The sequence below is a fragment of the Oerskovia sp. NPDC057915 genome, assembly GCF_042887685.1.
In the GTDB taxonomy this organism is placed as follows: domain Bacteria; phylum Actinomycetota; class Actinomycetes; order Actinomycetales; family Cellulomonadaceae; genus Oerskovia.
The window spans coordinates 26,657-41,216 of the sequence record NZ_JBHVOS010000017.1 but is presented as its reverse complement, the minus strand read 5'-3'; the positions used below and the strand labels follow the sequence as shown (position 1 = coordinate 41,216).

General features: G+C 74.1%; 11 protein-coding genes. 4 read left to right on the top strand and 7 right to left on the bottom strand.

The features are described 5' to 3' along the window. Window positions 1-8: 8 nt before the first annotated feature. Window positions 9-572: a dihydrofolate reductase family protein gene (locus ACFVQ3_RS12620; protein ID WP_387639398.1), complete on the top strand. Its 564-nt coding sequence runs from the start codon at window positions 9-11 to the stop codon at window positions 570-572. A gap of 619 nt (window positions 573-1,191) precedes the next feature. Continuing rightward, entirely contained in the window at window positions 1,192-4,047 is a 2,856-nt protein-coding gene (locus ACFVQ3_RS12615; protein WP_387639569.1) for an FAD-binding and (Fe-S)-binding domain-containing protein, read from the top strand. Here the strand turns inward: ACFVQ3_RS12615 and gadC are convergent. Further along, window positions 4,044-5,561, bottom strand: coding sequence for a putative glutamine/gamma-aminobutyrate antiporter GadC (gene gadC, locus ACFVQ3_RS12610; RefSeq protein WP_387639395.1), 1,518 nt, complete (start codon window positions 5,559-5,561; stop codon window positions 4,044-4,046). The two genes, ACFVQ3_RS12615 and gadC, sit on opposite strands and share 4 nt — an antisense overlap. A gap of 161 nt (window positions 5,562-5,722) precedes the next feature. Between gadC and ACFVQ3_RS12605 the strand changes: the two genes are divergently transcribed. Next, window positions 5,723-6,397, top strand: a complete 675-nt coding sequence (locus ACFVQ3_RS12605; protein WP_387639392.1) for a nitroreductase family protein — start codon at window positions 5,723-5,725, stop codon at window positions 6,395-6,397. A gap of 9 nt (window positions 6,398-6,406) precedes the next feature. On the opposite strand, the gene ACFVQ3_RS12600 is transcribed toward ACFVQ3_RS12605, so the two are convergent. The 6 genes from ACFVQ3_RS12600 to ACFVQ3_RS12575 form a co-directional block, all read right to left on the bottom strand. After that, a complete protein-coding gene (locus ACFVQ3_RS12600; RefSeq protein ID WP_387639389.1) occupies window positions 6,407-6,979 on the bottom strand; it encodes a GNAT family N-acetyltransferase in 573 nt (190 codons plus the stop codon). 150 nt (window positions 6,980-7,129) lie between these two features. Next, window positions 7,130-7,954: a 2-phospho-L-lactate guanylyltransferase gene (gene cofC, locus ACFVQ3_RS12595; protein WP_387639386.1), complete on the bottom strand. Its 825-nt coding sequence runs from the start codon at window positions 7,952-7,954 to the stop codon at window positions 7,130-7,132. Further along, window positions 7,951-8,883: a 2-phospho-L-lactate transferase gene (gene cofD, locus ACFVQ3_RS12590; RefSeq protein WP_387639383.1), complete on the bottom strand. Its 933-nt coding sequence runs from the start codon at window positions 8,881-8,883 to the stop codon at window positions 7,951-7,953. The genes cofC and cofD overlap by 4 nt, the downstream gene beginning before the upstream one ends. Before the next feature lie 171 nt (window positions 8,884-9,054). Then, window positions 9,055-9,768, bottom strand: a complete 714-nt coding sequence (locus ACFVQ3_RS12585; RefSeq protein WP_387639380.1) for a maleylpyruvate isomerase N-terminal domain-containing protein — start codon at window positions 9,766-9,768, stop codon at window positions 9,055-9,057. Window positions 9,769-10,023: 255 nt separating this feature from the next. Continuing rightward, window positions 10,024-11,235 (bottom strand): homoserine O-acetyltransferase, encoded by a 1,212-nt coding sequence (locus tag ACFVQ3_RS12580; RefSeq protein WP_387639378.1) that lies wholly within the window; start codon window positions 11,233-11,235, stop codon window positions 10,024-10,026. 73 nt (window positions 11,236-11,308) lie between these two features. Further along, window positions 11,309-12,673: a bifunctional o-acetylhomoserine/o-acetylserine sulfhydrylase gene (locus ACFVQ3_RS12575; RefSeq protein WP_387639375.1), complete on the bottom strand. Its 1,365-nt coding sequence runs from the start codon at window positions 12,671-12,673 to the stop codon at window positions 11,309-11,311. A 448-nt stretch (window positions 12,674-13,121) separates the two neighbouring features. On the opposite strand from ACFVQ3_RS12575, the gene ACFVQ3_RS12570 reads away from it, so the two are divergent. Further along, window positions 13,122-14,549: an NlpC/P60 family protein gene (locus tag ACFVQ3_RS12570; RefSeq protein WP_387639373.1), complete on the top strand. Its 1,428-nt coding sequence runs from the start codon at window positions 13,122-13,124 to the stop codon at window positions 14,547-14,549. The last annotated feature ends 11 nt before the right edge of the window (window positions 14,550-14,560 follow it).

The following is a 14,560-nucleotide window of genomic DNA, read 5'->3' as shown; positions in this document are numbered from 1 at the left end:
AAGACACCATGGGGACGCTGACGTTTGCCATGAGCACGAGCCTGGACGGATATGTCGCCGCGCCCGGCGGCGACCTCGGCTGGAGCGTGCCGAGCGACGAGCTGTTCCAGTGGTGGTCCGACCGGGTGGGAGCGACGGGCCTGGCGCTGTACGGGCGCGTCCTGTGGGAGGACATGAGCTCGCACTGGCCGACCGCCGACCAGCAGCCCGGCGTCACGCCTGCGCACGCCGAGTTCGCCCGCCGCTGGCGCGACATGCCGAAGGTGGTGTTCTCGTCGACGATCAGCGCGGTCGACTGGAACGCCCGTCTGTTCAGCGGGGACGCCGTCGCGGAGATCGCCCGGCTCAAGGCCGAGGAAGGCGGTCCGATGGACGTCGGCGGTGCCGCGCTCGCCGCGTCGGTCATGCGGGCCGGGCTGGTCGACGAGTACGCGATCGTCACCCACCCGGTCCTGGTGGGCGGCGGCACGCCGTTCTTCCCGCCCCTGGACGCCTGGGTGGACCTGGACCTCGTGGAGACCCGGGCGTTCCCCGGCGGTGTGCTCCTGACCCGGTACGAGACCAGGCGCTAGGTCCCGCCGGTCGCCCGCGCGGTCGCGCGCCGTGCGTCGTCCGGCCGCTCGGCAGTACCGTTGCGACCGGAGCGGACGGAAGTCGGTAGCCACGAGCGGGAGCGAGCACGACCCGGCCCGGGCAGGGCAACTCCAGGAGCCGGTGGGCAGGCTTGTACAGGATCACTCCTGGCACGGTGCAGCCCAGCACGGCGCACATGTGCACCGCGCACCCGGCACAGCGCACCACCGAGTGCTGGTCCGCACGTGGCGAGGGTGGGTCCGGGGACCTTCCGTCCGCTCCGCGCTGCTCCGCACTGCGGTCCGGCAGCCCAGCCCGCCCCGCTCTGCACCGCTCCGCACTGCCGTCCGGCAGCCCAGCCCGCCCCGGCCTTCTCCGTCCGCGCGGGACCCCCGATCCCGGACACTCCCCGGACGCGCGTCCGCGGGCCCGAGGAGTGGTGGGAGAATCGCCGACGTGACCGCTGAACTCGACGCCGCAGGAGCCCCCGTCCCGCCCGAGCGCACGGACGCCCAGCACGCCGCGAAGGCGGCGTCCGCCGAGGAGGCCGCGCGGTCCGCGGCCCACCAGGAGGCGGAGCGCGAGGCCGAGCGTGCGGCCGACGCGGCGCGCGAGGCGATCGCGGCCGCGCTGCGCACGACGACGCGCGGCATCGTCGACTCCTCGACGCGGCGCCGGGCCGAGTACTCGACCGACGCCTCGAACTACCGCGTGGTCCCCGAGATGGTCGTCTTCCCGGTCTCGACCGACGACGTCGTCGCGACGCTCGACGTGACGCGCGAGCTGGGCGTGCCGCTCACGGCGCGCGGCGCGGGGACGTCGGTCGCGGGCAACTCGATCGGCCCGGGCGTCGTGATCGACTTCTCGCGGCACGTGAACCGGGTCCTGTCGGTCGACCCGGAGGCCCGTACGGCACGCATCGAGCCGGGCGTTGTGATGTCGACGCTCCAGAAGGCCGCGGCACCGCACGGCCTGCGCTTCGGCCCCGACCCCTCGACGCAGAACCGCGCGACGCTCGGCGGCATGATCGGCAACAACGCGTGCGGTCCGCACGCGGTCGCGTACGGGCGCACCGCCGACAACGTGGTCGAGCTCGACGTGGTCGACGGCACGGGGCGCCGATTCACCGCGGGCAAGGGCGACGCGACGTTCGCCGCGGTGCCGGGCCTCGCGAGGATCGTCCAGGACAACATGGCGCTCATCCGCACCGAGTTCGGGCGGTTCGGTCGTCAGGTCTCGGGGTACTCGGTCGAGCACCTGCTGCCCGAGAACGGCTCGGACCTCGCGAAGTTCCTCGTGGGCAGCGAGGGCACGCTCGTCACCATCCTCGAGGCCACGGTCGCCCTGGTCCCGGTCCCCAGCGCTCCCACGCTCGTCGTCCTCGCCTACGAGGACATGCCGACCGCGGCCGACGACGTCCCCGCCCTCCTCTCCCTGAGCCCGCTCGCGGTCGAGGGCCTCGACGCGCGCCTCGTCGACGTGGTGCGCCGCGCCAAGGGCGCCGACTCGGTCCCGGAGCTCCCGCCGGGCGGGGGCTGGATGATGGTCGAGGTCGGGGGAGCGACCCCCGAGGAGGCGTACGCGAACGCCGAGGCGATCGTCGCGGCCTCCTCGTCGACGTCCACGCGCATCCTGCCTGCGGGCCCCGACGCCACGGCCATGTGGCAGATCCGGGCCGACGGCGCCGGGCTGGCAGGGCGCACGCCCGCGGGCGAGCAGGCGTGGCCGGGCTGGGAGGACTCCGCGGTCCCGCCGGAGAAGCTGGGCGCTTACCTGCGCGACCTCGACGCGCTCATGGCGCGCTACGGCGTCGACGGCCTGCCGTACGGGCACTTCGGCGACGGGTGCGTGCACCTGCGCATCGACATCCCGCTCGAGACGTCGGGCTCCGTGCTGCGCACCTTCATGACCGAGGCCGCCGAGCTCGTGGCCAAGTACGGCGGCTCGCTGTCCGGCGAGCACGGTGACGGCCGCGCGCGCTCGGAACTGCTGCCCGTCATGTACTCGCCCGAGGCCATCTCGCTGTTCGAGCAGGTCAAGGCGCTGTTCGACCCGCAGGACGTCCTCAACCCCGGGGTGATCGTGCGGCCGAACGCGGTCGACGCGGACCTGCGCCGGCCCCGGGCTCTGCCCGTGCTGCCGACCAAGGGCGGCTTCTCGTTCAGCCACGACCACGGGGACATGACCCAGGCCGTGCACCGCTGCGTCGGCGTCGGCAAGTGCCGCGCGGACTCGTCGGCGTCGGGCGGGTTCATGTGCCCCTCCTACCAGGCGACCAAGGACGAGAAGGACGTCACGCGCGGCCGGGCCCGCGTCCTGCAGGACGCGATCAACGGCACGCTCGTGGGTGGGCTCACCTCGCCCGAGGTGCGCGACTCGCTCGACCTGTGCCTGTCGTGCAAGGCGTGCTCGGCCGACTGCCCCGCAGGCGTCGACATGGCCCAGTACAAGGCCGAGGTCCTGCACCGCACCTATCAGGGCAAGCTGCGCCCCATGAACCACTACGCGCTGGGCTGGCTCCCACGCTGGGCCCGCCTCGCGGGCATGATGCCGCGCGTCATCAACGCGGTGCTCGGCATCCGGCCGCTCGCGAGGCTCGTGCTCACGCTCGGCGGGATGGACTCCCGCCGCGAGGTGCCGAAGTTCGCCGAGGTCCCCTTCCGCACGTGGTGGAAGCGCGGCGGTGCGACGAACGGGGTGCCGGGGCTCGCCGTCGGGCAGACGCCCGGTCGGCCCAAGGCCGGGAAGCGGCCGCAGGTCGTGCTGTGGACCGACTCGTTCAGCGACGCCCTCGCGCCCTCGGTGCCGCAGTCCGCGGTCACGGTGCTCGACGCCGCGGGCTACGACGTGATCGTGCCCGACCAGCAGGCCTGCTGCGGCCTCACCTGGATCAGCACGGGCCAGCTCGACGGCGCCCGCAAGCGTCTCGAGAACCTGCTCCAGGTCCTGGGGCCGTTCGCGGTCAACGGGATCCCGATCGTCGGGCTCGAGCCGTCGTGCACCGCGGTGCTGCGCTCCGACCTGCTCGACCTCTTCCCCGACGACCCGCGCGCGAAGGCCGTCGCGGGCGCGACCAACACGGTCGCCGAGCTCCTCACGCGACCCGAGACCCGGCCCGCGCCGGAGACCGGGTGGAAGGTCCCCGACCTGTCCGACGTCACGGCCGTCGTCCAGCCGCACTGCCACCAGCACTCCGTCATGGGCTTCCAGGCCGACGAGAAGCTGCTGCGCGGGGCCGGCGCGACCATCGACACGCTCGCCGGGTGCTGCGGTCTCGCCGGGAACTTCGGCATGGAGAAGGGTCACTACGACGTGTCCGTGGCGGTCGCGGAGAACGCCCTCCTGCCCGCGCTGCGCAAGGCCGGGCCGGACGACATCTTCCTCGCCGACGGGTTCTCGTGCCGCACCCAGGCCGACCAGCTCGGCGGGGTGCAGGGCAAGGCGCTCGTCGAGCTGCTCGCCGAGCGGCTCTAGGCCGGGCCCTCGGGGGGCGCGGTCTGCGCGGCCCGGGTCTGGGTGGCCGGCTCCGGGGCGCCGACCTGCCACGTGAACGGCGCGAAGTCGAGCGTCTCGTCGCGCCACGACGGCCTGCGCGCGGCGTACGCCCAGAACGGCAGCGCCACGAAGACCACGCTGAGGCCGACGAGCAGACCCACGTACGCCGTCGGGCTGCCCACCTCGACCTGCGCGGGCGGCACGAAGCTCACGACCAGGGCGAGCGTCGCGGCGAGCAGCCCGCACCCGCCGATGACCCACACACCCACGATGCCGCCCGGCACGCGGTAGCGCCGCGGGCGGCCAGGCTGCGTGTAGCGCAGCGCGATCACGGCCGCGAACATCAGCACGTACGCGACGAGGTACAGGATCACCGTGAGCTGGCTCAGGAGCTGGTAGGCGGCCTGCACCGACGGCAGGATCACGAACATGACCGACAGGACCGTGACGACCGCGGCCTGGACCAGCAGGATGCGTGACGGCATGCCCGCCCGGTTGGTGCGGTGGAACCAGCGGGGCAGGTAGCCCGCGCGCGCGACCGACAGCAGCCCCGTCGCGGGACCCGCGACCCACGTCACGACGCCCGCGAGCACGCCCACGGCCAGCATCGCGGCCAGGATCGGCCCGGCCCATCCGATGCCCGCCCAGGCGAGCAGCGTGTTGAAAGCCGTGAGCAGGCTCTGCGTCAGGTCGATCTGCCCCGTCGGGATGACCACGGCGATCGCGAGCGTCCCCAGCACGAGCACGACGACGGCCCCGAGCGCGGCCACGAGGATCGCGATCGGGTAGTTGCGGACCGGGTTCCGGATCGAGCGCACGTGCACCGCGTTCATCTCCATGCCCGCGTAGAACAGGAAGATGCCAGCGGCCAGCACGATGTTGGAGAACTTCGACAGGTCCGGCACGAACGCCCCCCACGACAGCTCGACCTGCGACGGGTTGCCGCTCGCCAGGTACGCCGCGGCCAGCCCGATCAGCAGCGCGGCCGGGACGAGCGTCCCCACGATGCCGCCCCACTTCGCGACCTGGGAGAACGACTTCACGCCGCGCAGCGCGATGAGCGTCGCGAGCCAGAACACCCCGAGCACGACCGCGAGCACGAAGACCTTGTCGCTCGACACCTGCGGGGCCGTCGCGGCGTCCCCCGTGTAGGCGAGCGTCACCGCGGCGAACGTGAGGATCGTGGGGAACCAGATGCAGCCCTCGATGAACACCATGAAGATCGCGAGGAACCCCCACCGGCTGCCGAACGCCTCGCCGACCCAGCGGAACATGCCGCCCTCCTCGGGCCAGCCGGTCGCGAGCTCGGCCGCGACCAGGCCCACGGGCGCCAGGAAGAACAGCGCGGCGAACAGGTAGTAGAACGTCGAGGCGAGCCCGTACTCGGCCTCGGCCGGCAGCCCGCGCAGGCTCACGACCGCGACGATGTTCATGACGGCGAGCGCGGCGACCGTGATGGTCCCCGCGCCGGGCGTCCTGCGTGCTTCGCTCACGTGCTGGGCCTTCCTGGGGCGGGGCGGGTCGTGGCCGACGGTGCGACTCACGCATCGTGGCACCGGGGGAGCGGTGGCGCGCGGGGAGGGTGCGGCTGCGCGGGCTCTGCGCGGGCCCGGCTGCGAGCCCGGGCCGGCCGAGGACTGGCAGCATGGTCGGCATGGAGTTCCAGGACGTCGTCCGCCGCCGCCGCATGGTCCGACGCTTCACGGACGGGCCCGTCCCGCCGCAGGCCGTGGAGCGCATGCTGCGCAACGCGGTCCGCGCACCCAACGCGGGCTTCACGCAGGGGTGGGCGTTCGTCGTCCTCGACACGCCCGACGGCGTCGCGCGCTTCTGGTCCGCGACGTCGCCCCGCGCGGGGGTCGGGGCCGAGGGTGAGGCCCGCGAGAACCGGTGGCTCACGGGGATGCGGACGGCCCCCGTGATCGTCGTGGTCCTGACGTCGCGCGAGGCGTACCTGCGGCGGTACGCCGAGGACGACAAGGCGCGGGCGGCGGCGCAGGCCGCGGGCGAGGGCGACTCCCCGTGGGACGTGCCCTACTGGCACGTCGACGCGGGCATGGCGTCGCTGCTCATGCTCCAGACCGCGGTCGACGAGGGCCTGGGGGCGTGCTTCTTCGGGGTGCCGCCGGGGCAGGTCGGGGCGTTGCGGGAAGCGTTCGGGGTGCCGGACGAGTTCCTGGTGACCGGGGTGGTCGCCGTCGGTCACGCGGCGGACCTGGCCCCCCGGGAGGGCGCGCGCGGACCTGCCGGTGCTGCGCCGTCGGGCGGTTCGCCGACGCGGCGCCCGCGCCGACCGCTCGAGGACGTGGTGCACCGCGGCGGGTGGTGAGAGGCGGGGTCAGCGCAGGTCGAGCCGCATGAGCACCCGCGGGAAGCCGTTCAGCACCGAGTCGGTCGTCGCGGCCTGCGCGAACCCGGCGGCCTCGAAGAGCTTCTTGGTCCCCGCGTAGGCCATGGTCAGGTCGATCTTCTTCCCCTGGTTGTCGAGCGGGTACCCCTCGACGGCTGGTGCGCCGTGCTCGCGGGCGAACGCGACCGCACCCTTCAGGAGGTGGTGCGAGATGCCCGACCCACGGTGGCCCGGGCGCACGCGCACGCACCACACGGACCATACGTCGAGGTCGTCGACGTGCGGGATCTTGCGGTTACGCGCAAAAGCCGTGTCGGCGCGCGGGTGCACCGCAGCCCAGCCCACGACCTCGTCGCCCTCGTAGGCGAGCACGCCGGGCGGCGGGTCCTGGCGGCAGAGCCTCTCGACCAGGGTCCCCCGCTCGGGGCCGACGAGCGCGACGTTCTCCTTCGAGGGCAGGCGGTAGCTCAGGCACCAGCACACGTTCGCGTCGGGCCGCCTGGGCCCGACCATCGTGCGCACGTCGGCGAACACCGTCGCGGGTCGAACCTCGATCGCCATGCGGCCACGATGCCACCGGCGGACAGGCCCGGCAATCGCCTGCTGGTGCGCGTTCCAGGACGTGGGGTGGCGGCCACGCTCGTCCTGGCACGTGGCCCGTCCGCGGGGCGTCGTCAGAACCCGTGAGCCACGCTCGTCCTGTCGGCCGGCTCAGGTGCCGGAGCCGGCGCGGTGCAGGTCGGAGAGCTCGGGGCGGGCGCGCACGTCCGCGGGGAGCTCGGACCAGTCGTCGAGCGTGTCCAGGTCCACGGCGGTCCCGGTCCGCTGCACGACGGCGGCGCGCAGGCCCCGGCGCTCGGCCTCGGCCAGGTGGGCGTCGAGGCTCCCGACGCCGAACCGGAACGTGAACGGCGCCTCGACGTCGAGCACGAGGAGGTTGGTGCCCGAGCGGGTCCGGTCGGTCGCGACGACGACCGGCGCCTCCTCGGCGATCAGGGCCTCGACGTCCTCGACCGTCAGCGCGGGGAGGTCGGCGTGAGCGACGAGGAGCCGGACGGGTCGGGCGGTCGAAGCCTCGGCGTCCTCGCCTGCCGGGTCGCCCGCGAGGCTCGCCACGATCTCGCGTCCGACGTCGAGCGCTGCGTTCAACCCTGGGCGGCTCGCGGGTTGCAGGACGATCTGGAGGCGGCCGGGGCCGTCGCCCTCGGCCGTTGTGTCGGTCACCGTCGGCGGGGCGTCGGCCATCGGCGGCTGGACCGGCTCGACCAGGGTGCCCAGCGCGCGCCACGTGAACCGTGGGTCCGACGTCACCACGAGCACCCGCTCCACGGCCTCGCTCGCGAGCAGCGTCCCGACCACGTGCCGCGCGAGCGTCGCGACCAGCCGGCTGCGCTCGGCCGGGTCGAGCACCGTCGCGAGCCGCGACTTGCCCGAGGAACCGTCCCGCAGCGGCACCACGGCCACCACACGCTGCCCGGCCGGGAACGCATCCGCCGGACCCGTGGCGGCGGGGGGAGCGGCGCCGTCGGGGATCATGCCGACGCCGCGAGCAGCTCGCGGGCCAGGCGCTCCCGACCCGGCGCCCCACCCATGACCGTGTCCGTCACGAGCACCTCGAGGCCCAGCGCCTCGATCGCGGGCGCGAGGTCCCGGTCCCTCTCGTCGATGCACATGACGTCGACCAGACCCACGTACAGGCGGGCGACGCCGAGCGCCGAGACGTCGTGCCCCAGGCTCGCGAGGACCGACGCCGCCGGGCCCTTGAGCGCGCGGCCACCGATGATCGGGCTCACCGCGACGCGGCGGGCCGTCGACGTCGCGAGGGCGTCGCGCACGCCCGGCACGCTCAGGATCGGCTCGATCGACAGGAACGGGTTCGACGGCGCGACGACGAGCAGGTCCGCCCCCGAGACGGCGTCGAGCACACCGGGGGCCGGTGTCGCCTGCTCGGCGCCCACGAACGTCAGGCCCAGGACCTCGTCGCGGTGCTGGCGGGCGACGAAGTACTCCTGGAAGCCGAGCGGCCCGTCGGCCGTCTCGACGACGGTCGCCACCAGGTCGTCCGTCATGGGGAGCAGGCGCGACCGCACACCGAGCGACGCCGTGAGCTGGGCCGTGACCTCTGTCAGCGTCGCCCCCGCACGCAGGCGGGCGCTGCGCACCACGTGGGTCGCGAGGTCCTTGTCGCCGAGCGTGAACCACGTGTCCTCGCCCAGGCGCCGCATGGCGTCGAGCGTCGCGTACGTCTCCTCGGCGAGACCCCACCCGCGCACGTCGTCCGCGAGGCCCGCGAGCGTGTACGTCACGGTGTCGAGGTCCGGGCTGATCGCGAGGCCGTGGAGCTCGACGTCGTCGGCCGTGTTGACCACGACCGTGAGGTCGGCCCCCGCGAGCTCCATGCCGTGGGCGAGCTTCGCGCCACCCACACCGCCTGCCAGGACCGTCACCCGCACGTCGTTCACCACCGGTCGAGCATAGTTGGGCGGCCAGGGGCGGCTGGCCCGCCGGTGCCCGGTGAGACGGGTGGCCGCGCACGAGGCGGGTGGTGGCGCACCAGGCGCGGGGAACCGTCTCGGGCGCGACCACCCGTCTCGCGCCGTCTCGCGCCAGACGCGCGCCCGTGGTGCGCGGCGCGCTCAGAGCAGCGGCAGCATGCGTCCCAGGTCCGGCACCGAGTCCGAGGTGTGGAGCGGTGCGAGCGCACGGGCCAGGTCGTCGACGTCGTAGGGGATGCGGCCCGTCGCGAGGCGGACCCACAGGCGCGGGTCGGCGACCTCCAGGCTCCACCCGCCGCGCGTCACGACGATGCGCAGCAGCTCGGCCGCGACGATGTCCAGGGCGCCGCGGTCGACAGCCTTCTCGGCGACGCCCGGCAGGCTGCGCTCCAGGTCGTCGGCGTGCACGACGAGCTCGATCAGGCGTGAGACCACCATGTCGCGCAGCGTGATGGGGCCGCGGCGGGCCTGGACCACGGTCTCGGTCGGGGCGAGCTCGTCGAGGCGGGCGAACGCGCGGCGCGCGTACCCGGAGACGGCTGTCAGTCGGTCGGCCGCGATCTCCTCGTCGAGGGCGCGGGTCACCTGGGCGATCTGCTCGGCCCGCTCGGGGTAGGTGCCGAGGTACTCGGCGAGCGTGAGCGGGTTGGTGCCGGGCGCTACCGGGCCTGCGGCCACGAGCGCGTCCATGGCACGGCCCAGGTGGGACACGAGCTCGCCCACGGTCCAGCCCGCCAGGACGCTGGGCTGGTCCACCGCGTCGTCCAGGGTGTCGTCGAGCGCCCCGAGCCACCTCTCGAGGCGGTCCCACTGGGTACGGAGCGCTGCTGTGGCCTCGGCCAGGTCTGCGGTCATGGGGAGATCTTGCCCGGTCGGCGGGCGGGACGTCACGTGCGGTGCGAGGGGTGGGACGGGTGTGGGGCGGGGTGGGGGCGCGTGGTGGTGGCCGCGATGCGGGCGGGGAGTGGTGGCCGCGATGCGGGCGGGCCGCTCCCGCCGAGTGTGCAGTTCGGGTCGTTCCCGACGCGCAGGGACGACCCGAAGTGCACACTCGACGGCCGGCCGGAGCGCTCCGGACCGGACCCGACCCGAGCCGACTCGCGGCCGGGCTCAGACCTGAGCGCGCTCCCCGAGGAACTGCGTGACCATGGGCCCGAGCTGGTCGAACTCGATGAGGAACCCGTCGTGCCCGAACTCCGAGTGCAGGAGCCGGAGCGGCTGCGCGCCGGGGATGCCCTGGGCGATGCGTGCGGAGTGCTCGGGGAGGAACAGGCGGTCGGTGTCGACGGCCACGACGAGCGCGCGGGCCGTGATCTGGCCCAGGGCCGCGTCGATGCCGCCGCGGTCGCGGCCCAGGTCGTGCGTCAGCATGGACTCGGTCAGCACGACGTAGGAGTTCGCGTCGAAGCGGCGCGAGAGCTTGTCGCCGTGGTGGTCCAGGTAGGACTGGACGGCGTAGCGGCCGTCGGTGAACGGGTCCTCGCCGCCCTGCGGCAGGCGGCCGAAGCGCTCGTCGAGCTCGCGCGCGCTGCGGTAGGTCGCGTGCGCGATCTGCCGGGCGATGCCGAGGCCCACGTGAGGCCCTTGGTCGTCGGGCACGTCGTAGTAGTCGCCGCCGCGGTACTGCGGGTCGGCGCGGATCGCGCCGAGCTGCGGGTGGGCCCACGCGATCTGGTCGCCCGACGTCTGGGCGCCCGACGCGATGACCGCGACCGACTCGACCGTGATGCCGGCCTCGGGGCCGAGGATCGCCCACTCGAGCACGCGCAGCCCGCCCATGGACGCGCCGATCACGAGCTCCCACGACGTGATGCCCAGGGCACGTGCGAGCTCGATCTCGACGGCGACCTGGTCGCGGGTCGTCACGCGCGGGAAGCGCCCGCCCCAGGGGCGACCGTCCGGCCCGTCGGACGCAGGGCCCGTGGTTCCCTGGCAGCCGCCGAGCACGTTGGGCGCGACGACGAAGTACCGGTCGGTGTCGATGGGGGCGCCCGGCCCGACCATCGCCTCCCACCAGCCCGCGGACAGGTGCCCGGGTCCGGTCGGACCGACGACGTGCGAGTCCCCGGTCAGGGCGTGCAGCACGAGCACCGCGTTGGAGCCGTCGGGGGAGAGGGTGCCCCAGGTCTCGTACGCGACGCGCACGTCCGGGAGCCGGCCCCCGGACTCGAGGTCGAACGTGCCGACGTCCGCGAAGAGGCGGTCCCCGGCGTCGTCCCCCTCGCGCCACGCGGCCGAGGCCGGGACGGGCGCCTTGGCCCGTGCGCGCGAGTCCGACCCGCGCTGCGGGCGTGGGGACGCGGAGGGGGCCGGAGAAGTCATCGCCGTCCACTGTACGGCCGGGGCACCGGGCGTGCCCCGGCCGTCCAGAATCGTCATCGCGTGTCCCGGCGTCCTACTCCGCCGCGACCGAGGCAGCGGTCGCGGCGTCGGACCCCAGCGCGGCCTTCGCGGCGGTGAACCCCGCCTCGAGGTCCGCGAGGATGTCGTCGACGTGCTCGATCCCGACCGACAGGCGGACGAGACCCGGCGTGACGCCGGCCTTGACCTGCTCCTCGGGGCTGAGCTGCGCGTGCGTCGTCGACGCCGGGTGGATGACGAGCGAGCGGACGTCGCCGATGTTGGCGACGTTCGAGTGGAGCGTGAGCGCGGACAAGAACGCCTGCCCGGCGTCGGCCCCGCCGTCGAGCTCGAACGTGACGATGGCGCCCGCTCCGCGCGGCGTGTACTTCTGCGCGTTGGCGTACCAGGGGCTCGACGGGAGACCTGCGTAGCCCACGGACACGACGTCGTCGCGCGACTCGAGCCAGGCCGCGACGGTCTTCGCGTTCTCGACGTGGCGCTCGACGCGCAGCGACAGGGTCTCGATGCCCTGGGCGATGAGGAACGCGTTGAACGGCGAGATGGCCGAACCGAGGTCGCGCAGCAGCTGGACGCGCGCCTTGAGGATGTAGGCGAGGTTCGCGCCGAGGATGCCGTCCACGCCGAGGTCGCGGGCGTACACGATCCCGTTGTAGCTGGGGTCGGGGGTGTTGAAGTTCGCGAACCGCTCGGGGTCCTTCGAGAAGTCGAAGTTCCCGGAGTCGACGATCACGCCGCCGATCGCCGAGCCGTGGCCGCCGAGGTACTTGGTCGCGGAGTGGATGACGATGTCCGCGCCGAACTCGATCGGCCGCAGCAGGTAGGGCGTGGCGACGGTGTTGTCGACGATGAGCGGGACGCCGACCTCGTGCGCGGCCGCGGCGACGGCCTCGATGTCGAGGACGTCCGCCTTGGGGTTGGGGATGGTCTCGGCGAAGAAGGCCTTGGTGTTGGGGCGGGCCGCGTCGCGCCACGCCTGCGGGTCGTGCGGGTCGGTCACCCAGGTGGTCTCGACGCCGAGCTTGGCGAGCGAGTACTGGAGCAGGTTGTACGTGCCGCCGTAGAGCGAGGGGCTGGCCACGACGTGGTCGCCCGCCTCGGCGACGTTGAGGATCGCGAAGGTCGTCGCAGCCTGGCCCGAGGCGAGCAGCAGTGCGCCGACGCCGCCCTCGAGGTTGGCGATGCGGTTCTCGACGACCTCGGCGGTCGGGTTGCCGATGCGCGTGTAGATGGGGCCGAGGTCCTTGAGGGCGAAGCGGTCGGCGGCGACGCCCGCGTCGGGGAAGACGAACGACGTGGTCTGGTAGATCGGCAGCGCACGGGCCCCGGTGGTGGGGTCGGGCGTCTGGCCGGCGTGGATCTGGCGGGTCTCGAAGGACCAGCGGGGCTCGGTGCTCATGGTGGCTCCTTGGGGTGCGGGGGAGGGAGCCGCAGGTGCGTCCGGTGGCCTGGTTCCGGGGCGGTCCGCGGCGGGGCAGTGAGGGGACTGGTGCGCACGCGGTGGGCGGGTCCGGCCGGACGTCGGGGCTGCGGCTGACGGTCGTCGTCAGGTCGCCGGTCCGAGGTGCGTCCGGGTGCCGCCCGCAGGGCAGGCGAACGTGCGCTGGGGGTCAGCTACACATTCGGCGGCGGGTCATGTCCCGAGAGTAGGTCGGCATCTCATCCGGCGATACCCCCGTCTCGCGATACGAGACCTTTGGGGTCGATGTTCACCCAGGAGAGGCGCCTGTTCACCCGTGCACCGGGTCGCCTCCTCGCGGAACGCCGGAGAGACTGGACGTCGGCCGCCACCGTGGCCCGACGGTCGCCGGTGCGGCCGCCACCCCCCGACGACGCATAGGAGGAGCGTGACGCTCTCGCAGCCTTCCCCCCAGCAGGCGACGCCCGCCCGACGGCGTCGCGCACCCCAGGAGTCCGGCGCGCCCCGGGGGGCGGGGCGCATCGCGGTCGTCGCCGCCCTGGCCGTCACTCTCACCGGCGGGGTGGTCCCGCTCGCGGAGGCGGACCCGTCCGACGACGACTCCCGCTCGTCCCAGCAGGACGAACGCTCGGTCGACCAGCGCGTGGCCGACATCGAGGCCGACCTCGCGGTCCTCGCGGGACAGCAGGACGACGCCTGGATGCGCGCGGGCCTCGCCACCGAGGACGCCACGGACGCGCAGATGGAGCTCGAGGCCGCGACGGCCGAGGTGGAGGCCGCGCAGGCTGCGCTCGACGAGGCCGTGGCCGGGGAGGCCGGAGCGCGGTCCGCCATGGGCGCCACGTACCGCGCGTCGCGGCAGTCCGGGGGCACTCTCGACCCGCTGCGCGTCGTGCTCGACGCCGAGGAGCTCGACCAGATCGTCGCGTCCGAGCAGGCGCAGCGACTCACGGGCCGCAAGGTCCAGGCGGTCGCCGACGGGCACCGCACCGCGCGCGCCCTGGCGGACTCCGCACGTGCCCGGTCGGTCGCGGCCCAGGAGGAACGAGCGGCCGCCAGCGAGCGCGCCGACCAGGCCCTGGCCACCGCCCTGCAGGCGCAGCAGGGGATAGACGGTGCGGTGCGGGCCGCCACCGCGCGCCGTGACGAGCTCCTCGCGGACCTCGCGGCGGCACGGGCCACGACCGTCGAGGAGGAACGCGCGCGCCAGGACGCCCTGGACGCCGAGCGCCGACGGGCGGCCGAGGCGCAGGCGCAGGGCGACCGTGGCGGTCAGAGCGTGCCGTCGCCCGGCGCGGGCGGGACCCCGGTCGCACCGCCGTCGGGAGGGGGGAGCGTCACGCCGCCGGTGACGCCGCCCGTCTCACCGCCCGTGACGCCCCCGGTGACCCCACCCGTGACACCCCCGGTCACGCCGCCCGTCACGCCCCCGGTCACACCGCCGGTCACTCCACCCGTGACCCCGCCGGTGACGCCCCCGGGCGCGGGTGCCGCGAAGGGGCAGGCCGCGGTCGACTGGGCGCGGTCCAAGATCGGCGCCGACTACCTCTGGGGCGGCAACGGCCCCGCCTACGACTGCTCGGGACTCACGTCGCAGGCGTGGTCGAGCGTGGGCGTCAACATCACCCGGACCTCCCGCTCGCAGTACGCGAAGGTGGCGAAGGTCGCCTACGACCAGATGCGCCCCGGCGACCTCATCTTCTACGGCAGGAACACCGCGGACCCGAGCACGATCTGGCACGTCGCGATCTACGCGGGCGGTGGCCAGATGATCGAGGCCTCGCAGCCCGGGGTGCCGGTCCGGATCACCCCGGTGCGCTGGACGAACACCATGCCGTACGCGGGCCGCCCCTGACCGCGCGCACC